11 protein-coding genes are annotated in these 14,433 nt (G+C 71.0%); 1 reads left to right on the top strand and 10 read right to left on the bottom strand.

Annotation, left to right across the window (positions count from 1 at the left end; genetic code table 11):
* Positions 1-44: 44 nt before the first annotated feature.
* From RT054_RS10260 to RT054_RS10240, 5 genes are all read right to left on the bottom strand, one after another.
* Entirely contained in the window at positions 45-905 is an 861-nt protein-coding gene (locus RT054_RS10260) for a TspO/MBR family protein (RefSeq protein WP_313023424.1), read from the bottom strand.
* A gap of 157 nt (positions 906-1,062) precedes the next feature.
* Positions 1,063-2,376 carry an anaerobic C4-dicarboxylate transporter gene (locus RT054_RS10255; RefSeq protein WP_312719131.1) on the bottom strand — a complete coding sequence of 438 codons (1,314 nt, stop codon included), beginning with the start codon at positions 2,374-2,376 and terminating at the stop codon, positions 1,063-1,065.
* Entirely contained in the window at positions 2,373-3,821 is a 1,449-nt protein-coding gene (gene aspA, locus RT054_RS10250; protein ID WP_313023423.1) for an aspartate ammonia-lyase, read from the bottom strand. Before aspA ends, RT054_RS10255 begins: the two co-directional genes overlap by 4 nt.
* A 503-nt stretch (positions 3,822-4,324) precedes the next feature.
* Positions 4,325-5,362: an NAD(P)-dependent alcohol dehydrogenase gene (locus tag RT054_RS10245; protein ID WP_313023421.1), complete on the bottom strand. Its 1,038-nt coding sequence runs from the start codon at positions 5,360-5,362 to the stop codon at positions 4,325-4,327.
* Positions 5,363-5,599: 237 nt separating this feature from the next.
* Complete coding sequence (locus RT054_RS10240; protein WP_396837266.1) at positions 5,600-7,207, bottom strand: catalase; 1,608 nt, start codon at positions 7,205-7,207, stop codon at positions 5,600-5,602.
* A 280-nt stretch (positions 7,208-7,487) separates the two neighbouring features.
* Between RT054_RS10240 and RT054_RS10235 the strand changes: the two genes are divergently transcribed.
* Positions 7,488-8,177 carry a maleylpyruvate isomerase family mycothiol-dependent enzyme gene (locus RT054_RS10235; protein WP_313023471.1) on the top strand — a complete coding sequence of 230 codons (690 nt, stop codon included), beginning with the start codon at positions 7,488-7,490 and terminating at the stop codon, positions 8,175-8,177.
* Between the two features lie 96 nt (positions 8,178-8,273).
* Here the strand turns inward: RT054_RS10235 and RT054_RS10230 are convergent, their stop codons facing one another.
* From RT054_RS10230 to RT054_RS10210, 5 genes are all read right to left on the bottom strand, one after another.
* The gene (locus RT054_RS10230; protein ID WP_312719136.1) at positions 8,274-9,647 is read right to left on the bottom strand and encodes an MFS transporter; all 1,374 of its coding nucleotides are present in this window, start codon (positions 9,645-9,647) and stop codon (positions 8,274-8,276) included.
* A 197-nt stretch (positions 9,648-9,844) separates the two neighbouring features.
* Complete coding sequence (locus tag RT054_RS10225) at positions 9,845-10,543, bottom strand: GntR family transcriptional regulator (RefSeq protein WP_313023418.1); 699 nt, start codon at positions 10,541-10,543, stop codon at positions 9,845-9,847.
* A 25-nt stretch (positions 10,544-10,568) separates the two neighbouring features.
* Complete coding sequence (locus RT054_RS10220) at positions 10,569-11,915, bottom strand: M20/M25/M40 family metallo-hydrolase (protein WP_313023417.1); 1,347 nt, start codon at positions 11,913-11,915, stop codon at positions 10,569-10,571.
* Positions 11,916-11,926: 11 nt separating this feature from the next.
* Positions 11,927-13,189 carry a PLP-dependent aminotransferase family protein gene (locus tag RT054_RS10215; RefSeq protein ID WP_313023470.1) on the bottom strand — a complete coding sequence of 421 codons (1,263 nt, stop codon included), beginning with the start codon at positions 13,187-13,189 and terminating at the stop codon, positions 11,927-11,929.
* 38 nt (positions 13,190-13,227) lie between these two features.
* Entirely contained in the window at positions 13,228-14,409 is a 1,182-nt protein-coding gene (locus tag RT054_RS10210; protein WP_313023416.1) for a M24 family metallopeptidase, read from the bottom strand.
* Between the last annotated feature and the right edge of the window lie 24 nt (positions 14,410-14,433).

Genomic DNA, 14,433 nt, shown 5'->3' with positions numbered 1-14,433 from the left:
CCATCCCATCTGCCTTCTCGGTTGTCGGCGGACCGGGCTGGGGCTCAGGGTCGGGAGGTGACCGGCGCACCCTTTCTGCCGTCGGGGCGGAGCCCGTCCGGGTGGCGATCGATGCCGCGCCCCGCGGCCCACGTCGACCCGAGGACGACGAGCGCGCCCAGGCCGGCGGCGATCGCGGCCGGGAGGGAGTGCGGGTCGGAGGCGGTTCGTCCCACCGCGATCCACGCGAGCCCCCAGGCGAGGGCGAGGGCGATCCCCCATCGGCCCGGCCCGGCACCCCCGCGCGCCCATCTCGCGAGGCCGACGCCCACGAGAGCGGCCACGGCGAGGACGGCGACCGCGAGGACGTCGGCGAGGAGTCCGGTCGGGCGCCATCCGTGGGCGCCGAGTGCCGCGGCGACGTTCGCGCAGGTCGCCACCGTCACCCACCCGAGGTAGAGGCCGAGCGTGCCGTCGGTGATCACCGCGTCGGGGGTGCCCGAGGGGGCGTGTCGCAGGAGGCGCCCGTTCGTGGCGACGAGCACGGCGAGGAGGGCGATGATCACCCCGACGCTCACGGCGATGAGGTTCACCTGGGTGACGAGCAGCCACGCCGCGTTGAGGAGCATCGAGGCCGCGACGAGCCACCCGATGGCGCGGTGCCGGGGTGAGGTCGCCTGACTCGGCAGCCATTGCCACACCGTGTACGCGAGCAGGCCGAGGTAGATCACCGACCAGATCGAGAACGCCGGGCCGGCGGGGGCGAGGTGCGTCGCCTCGGCCGAGAGCGACCCACCGGAGGACTCGGCCACCCGGGTCCCGATGACGCCCGTGCCGACGAGCGTGCCGAACACGCACGCCACCTCGGAGACCGTCACCCCCACCTGGCGGATGCGGTCGGCGGTGGTCGGTCGGTCGGCGATCACGGTGTCCTCCACAGGGGTCGGAGTTCCATCATCGCCCGGATCGCCGCCGAGCCCGACTCCACCGATGGTGATTCTCGCGCGGAGCCGTCCTGATCGGCACTCCTCGCGCTTCGATGTCACTCTCCCCGCGTCTCCTCCGCGGAGAGTGCGACGGCCGCTAGATGATCACCGCCCCGAAGAGGAACCCCAGCGCGACGGCGAAGGCGACGGCGAGCACACCCGGCACCAGGAAGGGATGGTTGAAGACCGCCTTGCCGATGCGCGTACTGCCGGTGTCGTCCATCTCGACCGCGGCGAGCAGGGTCGGGTAGGTCGGAAGGACGAACAGGGCCGACACGGCGGGGAACGCCGCCACGGCGGCGGCGGGTGCCACCCCGAGGGCGAGGGCCGTCGGCATGAGCGCCCGGGTCGTCGCCGCCTGCGAGTACAGCAACGCCGCGGCGAAGAACAGCACGACGGCGAGCAGCCACGGGTACCCGGTGAGCAGGTCGCCCGCGGCGCCCTTGATCGCGTCGGTGTGCGCCTGGACGAACGTCGTGCCCAGCCAGGCGACACCGAGCACGCAGATCGAGGCGCTCATCCCCGACTTGAACGTCGACGCCGACAGGATCTCGCTGGGAGCGACCCGCGCCCACATCACGATCACCGTGGCGATCGTCAGCATGAACGCGATGATCGCCTGGTCACGGCCCATCACCGGCTCGTCGATGAGGCCGACGCGGTCGGAGATCGCCGTCGCGTACGCCATGACGGCGAGCAGGCCCACGAGGAAGACGAGCACCGACGCCCGCGCGTGCGGCGCCAGCTCACGTTCCTGCCGACCCCGCAGCGTGACGACGCCGCGCGCGAGGCGGTCCTGATAGACCGGGTCGGCCGAGAGCGCACTGTGGGGGTTGGCCCGGTCGACGAGGGTCATCACGCCGGCGGTGAGCATGCAGGCGATGAACGTCGACGGGATCGCGACCCCGAGGAGCTGCAGGTATCCCACGCCGAGGGGTTCGAGCTGCGAGGAGAAGAACACGACGGCCGCCGAGATCGGCGAGGCGGTGATCGCGATCTGCGAGGCCACCACCGCCACCGACAACGGCCTCGAGGGCCGCATGTCGTTCTCCTTCGCGACCTCGGTGATGACCGGCATCGTCGAGAACGCCGTGTGCCCGGTGCCCGCCATGAGGGTCATGAGATAGGTGATCGCGGGCGCGAGGAACGTCAGGTGCTTGGGGTTGCGACGCAGCACCCGTTCGGCCAGATCGACGAGGTAGTCCATGCCGCCGGCCACCTGCATCGCCGCGATCGAACAGATCACGGCCATGATGATGGAGATGACGTCGAGTGGCATGTCTCCCGGACTGACGCCCAGCACGGCCAGCACCAGGACGCCGAGGCCGCCGGCGAAACCGATCGCGATACCGCCCAGGCGCGCGCCGAGGAAGATCGCCGCGAGGACGACGAGCAGGTGGACCCAGATCATCGTGCGGCCTTCGGGTCGGGCGGGACCTCGTCAGCGGCCGTCGTGAGCGTGGCGGGGTTCATGAGGTTCTCCACCGCGAGCACCCGGTCGAGCAACTCGGCGTCCATGAGGCCGCGTTCGAGGACGATGTCGCGCACGCCCCGGCCCGTGGCCGCCGCCTCCTTGCCCACGGAGTCGCCCGCCTCGTGCCCGATGTAGTCGTTGAGGTAGGTGACGATGCCGATCGAGTTCGTCACGTAGGCCAGGCAGACCGCGGGGTTGGCGGTGACGCCCTCGACGCACTTGCCCTGCAGGGTCAGGCATGCGTTGGTGAGCAGGGTGATCGACTCGAACAGTGCCTGGGCGATGACCGGTTCCATGACGTTGAGCTGCAGTTGCCCTGCCTCGGCCGCGATCCCGAGGGTGACGTCGTTCCCCATGACCTTGAAGCAGACCTGGTTGACGACCTCGGGGATCACCGGGTTGACCTTGGCGGGCATGATCGAGGAGCCGGCCTGCATCTCGGGGAGGTTGATCTCGCCGAGTCCGGCGCGCGGGCCGGAGGACAGCAGCCGCAGGTCGTTGCAGATCTTCGACAGCTTCACCGAGATGCGCTTGAGAGCGGCGTGGGTCATCACGTAGGCACCGCAGTCGCTCGTCGCCTCGATGAGGTTGGGCGCGGGGATGCACGGCCGACCACTCACCCGGGCGAGGTTGGCGACGGCGAGCGGCGCGTAACCCGCGGGCGTGTTGAGCCCGGTCCCGATCGCCGTGGCCCCGAGGTTCACCTCGAGGAGCAGGCTGCGCGCGGTCTCGAGGTGGCGCAGCTCCTCCCCCAACGTCACCCCGAAGGCCGTGAACTCCTGCCCGAGGGTCATCGGCACGGCGTCCTGCAACTGGGTACGGCCCATCTTGAGGACCGTGGCGAACTCGTCGCCCTTGCGCTGGAACGCGGCCTGCAGCCGGGTGAGCGCGACGGCCAACTCGTCGAGCATCGCATCGACGGCGAGGCGGAATCCCGAGGGGTAGGCGTCGTTGGTGGACTGGCTTCGGTTGACGTGGTCGTTGGGGTTGACCGTGTCGTAGGACCCGAGCGGCTCCCCGAGGTGTTCGAGGGCCAGGTTGGCGACGACCTCGTTCGTGTTCATGTTGAGCGACGTGCCCGCGCCGCCCTGGAAGACGTCGATGGGGAACTGGTCCATGCACCGGCCCTCGGTCAACACCTGGTCACAGGCCCACACGATGGCGTCGGCGATGGGTGCGTCGAGGACGCCGAGCGACTTGTTCGTCAGGGCCGCGGCCTTCTTGACCATGACCATCCCCCGCACCATCGCCGGGACGTCGTTGACGGTGCGACCCGAGATCGCGAAGTTCTCGATCGCCCGCACCGTGTGGACCCCGTAGTACGCGTCGGCGGGCACCGCCTTGCGGCCCAGCAGATCGGATTCCCAACGAACGTCACTCATGACAGCCTCCCTCAGCTCCCGCGAACGTCATGGCGGGCGGGGGGCGCCCACCTTCCTCAACCGTAGGCACGAACCGCGCTCGATGTAGCCGATTCGACAGAGGTGAGGACGTGCGGCGCGATCGCGGCTCCCAGAGGGCGGGTGCCCACGATCGCGGTGGCGCGGGTGACCCGCGGGAGGGTCGGGAATCGTCGTCCCGCCGCACGAGGTCACCGACCCGCCGGACGTCGCCGCGCCGCCGGCAGCGACGTCGCCGCCGCCGGCGGAGGCCGGACTCGTCGAGACACCGGGGGACCTCACACCGGCCTCGCACCCGGGGACATCGGCCGGTTCTCACGCCGAACGGCCTGACTCCCTCGCAGGAGTCAGGCCGTTCACGACACCCGTCGCGACACCCGGTGGGCGCCCGCGTGGACAGTCCCGCCGGGGTCCGCAGACCGCGGAGAGACAGGACTCCCGAGGGAGTCCGGGCCCCCGCCGGAGAGGGCCTCGACAGCCGTCCGTCAGAGGGTCGCGGTGTCGATGACGAAGCGGTAGCGCACGTCGGAGGCGACGACGCGCTCGTAGGCCTCGTTCACCTGGTCGGCCGAGATGACCTCGACCTTGGCGCCGATCCCGTGCTCGCCGCAGAAGTCGAGCATCTCCTGGGTCTCGGCGATGGAGCCGATGGCCGAGCCCGCGAGGGTCTTGCGGCCGCCGATGAGGGCGAAGGCCGGGACCTGCATCGGCTTGCTCGGGGCGCCGACCTGCACGAGGGCGCCGTCGGTGCGCAGGAGCGAGAGGTACCGGACGACGTCGAGATCCGCCGACACCGTGTTGACGATGAGGTCGAAGTGGCCGCGCAGGTCCTCGAACGTCGACTCGTCCGAGGTCGCGTAGTAGTGGTCGGCGCCGAGGGCCTCGCCGTCCTCCTTCTTCTTGAGCGACTGCGAGAGGACGCTGACCTCGGCGCCCATCGCGTGGGCGATCTGGACGGCCATGTGCCCGAGACCGCCGAGGCCGATGACGCCGACGCGCTTGCCCGGGCCGGCGTTCCAGTGACGCAGCGGCGAGTAGGTCGTGACCCCCGCGCACAGCAGCGGCGCGGCCTCGTCGAGAGGCAGGTTCTCGGGGATGTGGAGGACGTAGCGGGCGTCGGCGACGATCTGCTCGCTGTAGCCACCCGCGGTGGGCTCACCGTCGCGTCCCACGGCGTTGTACGTGCCGATCGAGCCGTTGAGGCAGTAGTTGTCGAGCCCGGCCTTGCAGTTCTCGCACTCACGGCAGGAGTCGACGAAACACCCGATGCCGGCGTGATCGCCGACCGCGAAGCTCGTGACGTTCTCGCCGACCTCCTCGATGACACCGGCGATCTCGTGCCCGACCACGATCGGGTACGAGACCGTGCCCCACTCGGAGCGGACGGTGTGGATGTCGGAGTGGCAGATGCCCGCGAACTTGATGGCGATGCGGACCTCGTCGGGACCCACGTCGCGACGCTCGATGGTGGTGCGCTCGAGGGGCCTGTCGGGGGCGACGGCGGCAATGGCCTTGACCTGCATGGTTGTTCCTTTCAGGGAGGGACGGAACGGACCGGGGACCACCTTCCTCCCGGAAACCTGTCGTGCGCAACATATCGTCACGTCTTGCGCACCGGGGAATAAGGACGCAGGGTGCGCGGCTGGACCAGCGGTCGGCGCGGGGCGAACGTGAAGGCCCCGCCGACCCACACGGGGACCGACGGGGCCCTGCGACGTCGGGGCTCTCGAGCGGCGACCGGCTCAGCCGACGCGGCGGCCTCAGCCGGCGTGCGTGTCGTCCTCGCGGATGGCCTTGCGCTCCTTGGCCTTGGCCTTGTCGGGGTCGTTGCCCGGACCACCGTCGGCCTGACCCCTGCGGACCTCGGCCTCGATGCGCTCACCGATCTCGGCATCGACGTTCTTCCAGTACCAGAACGCGCGCTCGAGCACGGGGTCGGTGACGTCCTGCAGGAGGGCACCGGCGACGGTGACGACGAACCGGTCACGGGCGGAATCGTCCATGACGTCACGGACGAGGGCTCCGGCCTGGCCGAAGTCGTCGTCGTCGGCCCGGAGGATCTGGGAGCAGCGGACCATCTCGCCGTCGGCCTCCCAGCCGGTCTCGTCGCGGGCGTCCTCGTCGGAGTACGGACGCCCCGTCGAGTTCGCGGCGTACGTCGCCTGGGCGCCGCTGTGGTGGTACCGCATGGGCCCGTCGAACGTGTAGACGTTGAGCTTCTCCATGAGCTCGGGCAGCGGCTGATTGACCGGGATCTGGTCGTGGTTGACGCCCAGGCGGGCGCGGTGGGCGTCGGCGTAGGCGAAGACGCGCGAGAGGAGCATGCGGTCGGGGCTGAAGCCGATGCCGGGAACGATGTTGCTCGGGGCGAAGCCCGCCTGGTCGATCTGCGCGAAGAAGTTCTCCGGGTTCTCGTTGAGCGTCATCCGCCCGACCGGGATGAGGGGGTAGTCCTCGTGCGGCCAGATCTTCGTGAGGTCGAAGGGGTTGTACCGGTAGGTCTTCGCGTCCTCGTACGGCATGACCTGGATCGACAGCTTCCAGCTCGGGTACTCCCCGCGATCGATGGCCTCGAAGAGGTCGCGGCGGTGGAAGTCGGCGTCCTCACCGGCGATGGCCTCGGCGTCGGGGCCGGACCAGTTCTCCACGCCCTGCTCGCTGTGGAAGTGGAACTTGACCCAGAACTGCTCACCGGAGGCGTTGACGAACGAGTACGTGTGGCTGCCGTAGCCGTTCATGAACCGCCAGCTGCGCGGCAGTCCACGGTCGCCCATGAGGTAGGTGACCTGGTGGGCCGTCTCGGGGTTCATGGTCCAGAAGTCCCACTGCATGTTCTGGTCGCGCAGGCCGCGGTCGGGCAGACGCTTCTGGCTGCGGATGAAGTGCGGGAACTTCATGGGGTCGCGCACGAAGAAGACCGGCGTGTTGTTGCCGACGAGGTCCCAGTTGCCCTCGGTCGTGTAGAACTTCAGCGAGAATCCGCGAACGTCACGCCACGTGTCGGGCGAGCCCGCCTCACCGGCGACGGTCGAGAAGCGCGCGAGCATCCGCGTCTTCGTGCCGGGCTGGAACACCGCGGCCTTGGTGTACCGGCTGATGTCCTCGGTGATCTCCAGGACACCGAACGCGCCGGAGCCCTTGGCGTGCGGCTTGCGGTCGGGGATGTTCTCGCGGTTGAAGTGCGCGAGCGTGTTCACGAGGTGGTGGTCGTGCAGGAGGATCGGCCCGTCGGGACCCAACGTGAGGCTGTGCCGGTCGCTGGGCGTGGGGGCGCCGTTGAGCAGCATCGACCCGGAGGTGTCGGCACCGTCCGTGGCGGGTGGGGTCGGTTCCGTCGAGGGCACCTGAGACGAGGTCGTGTCGGTCATCACTCGTTCCTTCCGGCGGGTTGAGGGGCTGGTCCCCCCTATCCTGCTCCGCTTCGGGCCGGGCGACCACCCCACTCCGCCGCGATCCCTCCGAACGGTTGCGAGGCGTCGTGCGACTCGCGTCGCCGAGCACGTCCGTCGCCGCCCGCCCACCCTCGGGCTCCACCCACCCCGCCCACCCCGATCGCGAGCCCGGACGCGCCCCCACGGCCCGTCGTCGGGGCAGACTGGTCTCATCGCTCCTCACTCGACACCGACCCGGGAGGACGTCGTGAACGTCATGAAGGCCGGCAACGTCATCAAGGCCAGGAACGTCGTCAAGGCCGGCAACGTCATCAGGGCCGGGAACGTCATCAAGGCCGGGACCGTCGACGTCGACCGGCGTGACCGTCAGAAGGACCGGCTGTGCGACGCCCTGGAGTCGGTCGAGCCCACGGCCCCCACCCTGTGCGAGGGGTGGGACGCCCACGACCTCGCCGTGCATCTGTGGGTTCTCAAACATGACGCGGTGTCCTGGCCGGGCGCCTTCCTGCCTCCCCTCGCGGCCGTCGCGACGCGACGCGCCCGTGACATCCGGGCCCGCTGGCGCTACGACGAGTTCGTGCGGCGCCTGCGCGCGGACGCGGGCTCGATCGCCTGCATGCCGGGCGACTCCCTCGAGGGCCACCGGCACGCGCTCGGGGAGTATTTCGTCCACACCCTCGACGTCACCCGCGCCAACGACCTCCCCGAGGCCACCCCCGACGCCGACCTGCAGGACGCCCTGTGGAAGCGGGTCCAGGTGGCCGCCCCCATGCTGCGGTGGCGCTCGACCCCCGGCCTGATCCTGCGGCGTCCGGACGGGGCGTCCGTGCGGGTGGGCCGCCCGGCATGGCGCCCGGGCCCCGTGGTCACGGGCGAACCCGGCGAACTCATGTGCTGGGTCTACGGACGCGAGCGCGCCGCCGACGTCACGGTCGTGGTCGGCTGAGCCACGCTCGAGAGGGCGGTCGCCCGACGCGGCCCGCACGGGATCACGGCACCGACGGCGGCGGCCCGCCCGCAGGCGGACGGCCCCAGCGCGGCCTCACCGCACGGCGGAGAGCCGCTCCTGTTCGGCGAAGGCCTCGGCCGTGCCGGGCACCTGGGTGCCGCGGAGCGACATGCCCTTGGTCTCGATCATGAAGAACCAGCAGATCAGACCGATGACGCAGGCCCCGATCGTGTAGTACGCGGGCCACAGCGGGTCACCGGTCCGCGTGATCAGCGCCTCGTTGACGAGGCCCGCCGTGCCGCCGAAGAGCGAGGTGGAGATGTTGTAGCCGAGGGCCAGGCCGGCGTAGCGCACGTGGGTGGGGAACATCGCCGGGAACGTCGCCGAGATCGTCGCGAGCTGCGGGGTGTAGAGCAGCCCGAGCACGGTGAAGGCGATGACCGCCCCGGCGAAGGACGTGCCCATGAGCTGGTACATCGGGTAGGCGAGCAGGATCGTGCCGACGAGGGACGCCAGCCACACGGGCTTACGACCCACACGATCGGAGAATCCACCGACGATCGGCAGCAGCATCATCATGATGAGCTGGCCGACGATCGGGACGATGAGGGCGTGCTCGGCGGAGAGGTCGATGACACTCTGCAGGTAGGTCGGGGTGTACGACAGCAACGTGTAGTTGACGACGTTGACCGCGATGACGAGACCACCGAGGACGAGCAGCGGCCGCCAGTGGTGGACGACGAGTTCCTTGAGGGTCTCCCGACCGCTCGCGGTGTTCTCGGTCTCGGCCAACTCCTGGAAGATGGGGGTGTCCTCCATCTTGGAGCGCAGGTAGAGCCCGATGAGGCCCAGCGGTCCGGCGACGAGGAACGGCACCCGCCAGCCCCAGTCGTGCATCTGCTGATCGTTGGTGAGCGCGATCATCAGCAGCATGAGCAGCGCTCCGGCGTTGAACCCGGCGAGGGTGCCCACCTCGAGGAAGCTGCCGAAGAAGCCGCGGCGCCGGTCGGGGGCGTACTCGGCCATAAACGTCGCCGCCCCGCCGTACTCGCCGCCGGTGGAGAAGCCCTGGATGATCCGGAGGGTGTAGAGCAGCACCGGCGCCCAGATGCCGATCATCGTGTAGCTGGGCAGCAGGCCGATGCAGAAGGTCGCCGACGCCATGATGATGATCGTCGTCGCCAGCACCCTCTTGCGGCCGATCCGGTCGCCGAGCGGACCCCAGAACAGTCCGCCGATGGGGCGCATGAGGAACGACACCGCGAAGCCGAGCAGAGTGAAGATCATCGCCTGGGTGGCGTGCTCGGGAAAGAGCGCCGCCGCGATGTACGTGGTTCCGTAGGCGTAGATGCCGTAGTCGAACCATTCGACGGCGTTGCCGACGGCCGAGGCCGCGATCGCGCGCCGAAGGAGCGACGGGGGGACGTCCGCCGCGGGCGGGATCGCGTGAGGCGGGGCGCTGGTCATGGACACCTCCGGGGTGGCACTCCGTTGTCGATTGTTGACAATCGGAGGCTAGTCCCCTCGGTTGCCGGTGAACAGGGGGTCGGGGCGGGTAATTCGCTCGCCCCGCCATCGTCCCCCGCACCGCCTCGTCGAGGAGGACGGATCAGGTGGCGGCGGCCAGGCGCGTCGAGACCCCCGACTCGGCCCGCTCGGCCCGCTCAGGCCTCGGCGGGCACGACGGCGAGGACCCGACGCAGCCCGTCCTCCATGTGCTCGGCGAGCAGCCGGGTGGCCTCGCCGACGTCGCCGTCGAGGAGGGCCGTCGCGATACCGGCGTGCTCGGCGACACGGGTCTCGATGTCGTCGTAGGTCGCCTGCATGCGGGTCAGGCACATGCGCACCTGCGTGAGCAGGGTCCGGTGCATGGAGATGAGCCGGGGGCTCTCGCTGAGATCGACGAGCGTGCGATGGAACTGCATGTCGAGCGCGGAGACCTCGGGCCCGTCGGGGGAACCGGCATGGGCCCGCATGACCTCGACGATCGTCATGAGCTCGGTCGCGCGGGCGTTCCGACCGGTCGCGATGAGGTGCTCGACGGCCGCACGCTCGACGGCACCGCGGGCGAGGTACATGTCACGGACGGCCGGCTCGTCGAGATCCATGACGAACAGGCCGCGGTTGCGGTGGGCGATGAGCAGCCCCTCCTGCGTGAGTCGCTGCATCGCCTCCCGCAGGGGCCCGCGGCTCACCCCGAGGCTCGCCGCGAGTGAGGTCTCCAGCAGCTGCTGGCCGGGCGCGAAGCGTCCCTCGGCCACCGCCTCACGCAACTCCTGCGCGATGAGGGCGGGGGTGGAATCCCGCACGATCGGCGACAGGGCGGGCATCGTCGCCCGGGTGCTCTTCGGCGCGATCGTCATCACCTCCTGGGTCGACCTCGTGAGTCTAGGTGGCCGCCGTGCCCGCCGTGCCCGCCGGCGTGGAGGTCGCCGGGCCGACGAGCCGCCAGGCGAGCGCGGCGTACCAGCGGGCTGCGGCGACCAGCTCGGCCACCCCGACGGATTCGTCGACCTGGTGCGCCTGATCGTTGAGCCCGCCCGGCCCCGCGACGACCGTCGGGATGCCGAGATCGCGGGCGACGAAGCCGCCGTCGCAGGCCGCGGTCCACCCACCGACGGGCGCGTCCATCCCGACCGCCGACGCGGCCGCGCGCACGGCCCGGACGAACTCGTGGTCCTCGGGCGTGCGGAAGCCCGGCATCTCCATCGTCACCGTGACCTCGACGCCGATGCCGTCCCCGGTGATCCCGGCCGCGTCGATGCGTCGACGGAGGTCCTCGGCGATCGCGTGCGGGTCCTCCTCCGGCAGGAGGCGGCGGTCGATCCACAGGTGCGCGTCGGCGGCGACGGTCGAGGTGCCGCGGCCCCCGGCGATCCGACCGACGTTCCACGTCGCCGGGCCGAGCAGCGGGTCGGCGTGCGCGGCGAGGCGGTCGTGGTCGTCCCGGACGAGCGCGAGGAGACGGCTCGCCGCGTCGATGGCGTTGCGGCCGTCGGCGGGGCGACCGGAATGGGCGGGGACGCCGGTGACCTCGATCTCGAGGTAACTGTCACCGCGGCAGCCGACGACGAGGCCGAGGTCGGTGGGTTCGGCGACGACGCAGCCGAGGTAGGCCCCGGCCAGACCGGCGCCCGTCGTGTCGGCGACGAGGTGCCGGATCCCGAGGCCGAGGTCCTCCTCGTCGACGGTGCAGGCGAGGGTGACCGGCCCGGCGAGTGTCCCCGCCCTCGCCGCCGCACCCGCCTCACGCACCGCACTCATCGCGGCGACGACCGCGGCGAGTCCGCCCTTCATGTCGGTCGCGCCCCGTCCGTGGATGCGCCCGTCGGCGAGCTCACCGCCGAACGGCTCACGGCGCCAGCCCGGCCCGGCGGGCACGACGTCGGAGTGGCCGAGGAACAACAGCCCGGGTGCGGCCGTCTTCGCCGACGGCAGCGACGTGCCCGAGGTGCCCGAGGTGTCCGACAACGGCGGGCGCAGCGTCGCGACGAGGTTGGACCTGCCCTCGGCCACCGGGGTCGTGCGCACCTCGAGACCCCGCTCACGGCAGGCCTGTTCGAGGACGGCGACGGTGGCCTCCTCGGTGCCTCCCGGGTTCTCCCCCGCCGCCCGGACGAGGGCGCGGGCGAGGGCGACGACATCCTCCTCGCGCACGAGCGCGGCGACGTCGAGTCCCGCCGCGTCGAGGTCGGTCGTCCCGCCACCGGGCCTCACCGGCGACGCCTCCGTCACCCGCGGCTCCGTCACCGCGACACCTCCGCCCGGGCCAGGTCGAGCGCCCGGGCGAGGCGGACGATGCCCTCCTCGGTGCGTTCGGGGGTGGTCGAGGCGAAGCAGAGGCGGAACGCGTCGGCGAACCGCTGCGAGGGGGAGAGCGCCGTGCCGGGGATGAAGGCGACCCCCTCGGCGAGCGCGATCTCGAAGAGGCGGCGGGTGTCGATCGCGGCGTCCTCGCCCTGGAGCGTGACCCAGAGGAAGAAGCCGCCCTCGGGGTCGGTGGTGCCCACCCGGTCGCCGAGGTGGCGCGCGATCGAGTCCCGCATCGCCTCCTTGTGGCGACGGTACTGCGCCCGTAGGCCCGCGAGGTGGGCGTCGAGCCCGCCGCGGCGGAGGAACTCGGCGACGACGTGCTGGTTGGGCACGTTGGTGCAGGTGTCCATCGCCTGTTTCGCGTTGATGAGCAGGGGGCGCAGGCGGGCGTCGGCCTGCACCCACCCGACCCGCAGGCCGGGGGCGAGGATCTTGCTGAAGGTCCGCACCGAGAAGAGCAGCGGATCATCCCCCATGAGGGCGGGGAAGCCGGGCACGTCCTCCCCGGCGAAGCGCAACAGGCCGTAGGGGTCGTCGTCGACGATGACGCTGCCCCAGCGGCGGGCGAGCTCGACGAGGCGGCGGCGGCGCTCCTCCGCGAGCGTCGTGCCGGAGGGGTTCTGGAAGTTGGGGATCGTGTAGAGGGCCTTGGGTGTGCGACCCGCCCGGGCCACGAGAGCTTCGAGCTGATCGACGTCGAGGCCGTCGGTGTCGACGGGCACCTCGAGCAGGTCGGCGCCGTAGCTGAGCGCCGTGCCCGATCCGTTCGTGTACGTCGGCGATTCGACGACGACGAGGTCGCCGGGGTCGACGAACAGCTTGAACGCGAGGTCGAGGCCCTGCATGCCGCCGCTCGTGATGACCGTGCGGTCGCCGTCGACGGGCTCGCGCGTGTGCCTCGCATACTCGACGAGCGCGTCGAGCAACCCCGGTTCGCCCTCGGTGGCGCCGTAGGTGAACGACGAGGCGTCGTACACCTCTCCCGCGATGTCGCGGAACTCCTCCCACGGCGTGGCCTCCGCGGCCGGGGCGCCCATGGCGAAACGCACGATGTCGTGGCGCTGCGCGGCGAGCAGCGAGGTCGAGGAGTCGATTACCGAGCCGACGAGCCCGTCGGCGCGCGACGCGAGCGGGAGGCGGCCCTGCGCCGGGTCGCCGGCGACGCCCTCGGTCGGCGGGTGGGCGAGGCCGGAGATGGTCGTGAGCACGGGATCCTCCTGAGCGTCGTGGGCGGTCAGCGGCGGATGAGGCCGCGGGGGAAGGAGGTGAAGGTCTCGACACCGGTCGCGGTGATGCGCACCGACTCGGAGACCTCGTAACCGAACCCGTCCATCCACATGCCGCAGATGAGGTGGAAGGTCTGGTTCTCCTCGAGGTCGTTCTCGTCCTCGCTGCGGATGCTCACGGTGCGTTCGCCCCAGTCGGGCGGGTAACCGATCCCGATGGAGTACCCGAGCCGGCTGGGCTTCTCGAGCCCGTACTCGGCGAGCTTCCAGTTCCACGCGTGGGCGAGGGCGGAGACGGCGACGCCCGGGGCCGCGGCCGAGAGCACGGCGTCGAGCCCGGCGGCGACCGCCTCCTCGAGTCGGAGGAGATCGTCGCTCGGCTGCCCGAGGGTGACGGTGCGGGCGAGGGGAACGTGGTAGCGCCGGTGGGCCCCGGCGAGCTCGACGACGACCGCGTCGCCCGGCGCGAACGTGCGGTCGGTCCAGGTCAGATGGGGGGTATCGGCGGATTCGGCGGTCGGCAGCAGCGGCACGATCGCCGGGTAGTCGCCCCAGGCGGGACCGTCGCCGAGGGCCTGCGCGGCGGCGATGCGGGCGGCGACGACGTTCTGGGCGACGCCGACCTCGATGGCCTCGATCGCGGCGTCCATCGCCGCGGTCGTCACCCGCGCCGCGGCGCGCATGAGCTGCACCTCGGCCTCGGACTTCACGAGCCGCACCCAGTTGACGAGTTCGAAGCTGTCGACGATCTTCCACTCCGGCACCCCGTGTTCGAGGGCGCGGTAACCCTTGGGCGAGGTGAAGTGCGAGTCCATCTCCATGCCGACGACGCCCCTGGAGGCGGGCACGACCTGCCAGCGGCGGCGCAACGCGAACGCGACCCAGTCGAAGGGGTGCAGGTGGGGGCGGTGGACGTACCGCTCGGGGTAGCCGATGATCTGCTCCGGCGGAAGCCACGAGGTGCGGTGGGCGCCGTTGGCGTCCATCTCTCGCGCGAAGAGCAGCAGGTCACCCTCGATCGGGACGAAGAGCATCTGCGGGGTGTAGAACGACCAGGCGTTGTAGCCGCACAGGTAGTAGATGTTCGCCGGGTCGGTGACGATGAGCGCCGCCATCCCCTGCAACTCCATGCGGGCCCGCACGCGCGCGAGCCGGGTGTCGTACTCCTCACGGGTGATGTCGAGCGTCATGCGTCCCTCCTCATCGGGTCCGTC

The sequence above is a fragment of the Mobilicoccus sp. genome, assembly GCF_032060985.1.
Lineage (GTDB): Bacteria > Actinomycetota > Actinomycetes > Actinomycetales > Dermatophilaceae > Mobilicoccus.
The sequence above is the reverse complement of the archived record's forward strand: the minus strand, read 5'-3'. Positions and strand labels throughout refer to the sequence as shown.

What these genes read in the sequence shown, in the direction of transcription:
- RT054_RS10235 (WP_313023471.1), top strand. Translation starts at nt 7,488, where the DNA reads ATGAAGGCCGGCAACGTCATCAAGGCCAGGAACGTCGTCAAGGCCGGC.
- RT054_RS10225 (WP_313023418.1), bottom strand. Translation starts at nt 10,543, where the DNA reads ATGACGATCGCGCCGAAGAGCACCCGGGCGACGATGCCCGCCCTGTCG.
- RT054_RS10230 (WP_312719136.1), bottom strand. Translation starts at nt 9,647, where the DNA reads ATGACCAGCGCCCCGCCTCACGCGATCCCGCCCGCGGCGGACGTCCCC.
- RT054_RS10245 (WP_313023421.1), bottom strand. Translation starts at nt 5,362, where the DNA reads ATGCAGGTCAAGGCCATTGCCGCCGTCGCCCCCGACAGGCCCCTCGAG.
- RT054_RS10255 (WP_312719131.1), bottom strand. Translation starts at nt 2,376, where the DNA reads ATGATCTGGGTCCACCTGCTCGTCGTCCTCGCGGCGATCTTCCTCGGC.
- RT054_RS10240 (WP_396837266.1), bottom strand. Translation starts at nt 7,207, where the DNA reads ATGACCGACACGACCTCGTCTCAGGTGCCCTCGACGGAACCGACCCCA.
- aspA (WP_313023423.1), bottom strand. Translation starts at nt 3,821, where the DNA reads ATGAGTGACGTTCGTTGGGAATCCGATCTGCTGGGCCGCAAGGCGGTG.
- RT054_RS10210 (WP_313023416.1), bottom strand. Translation starts at nt 14,409, where the DNA reads ATGACGCTCGACATCACCCGTGAGGAGTACGACACCCGGCTCGCGCGC.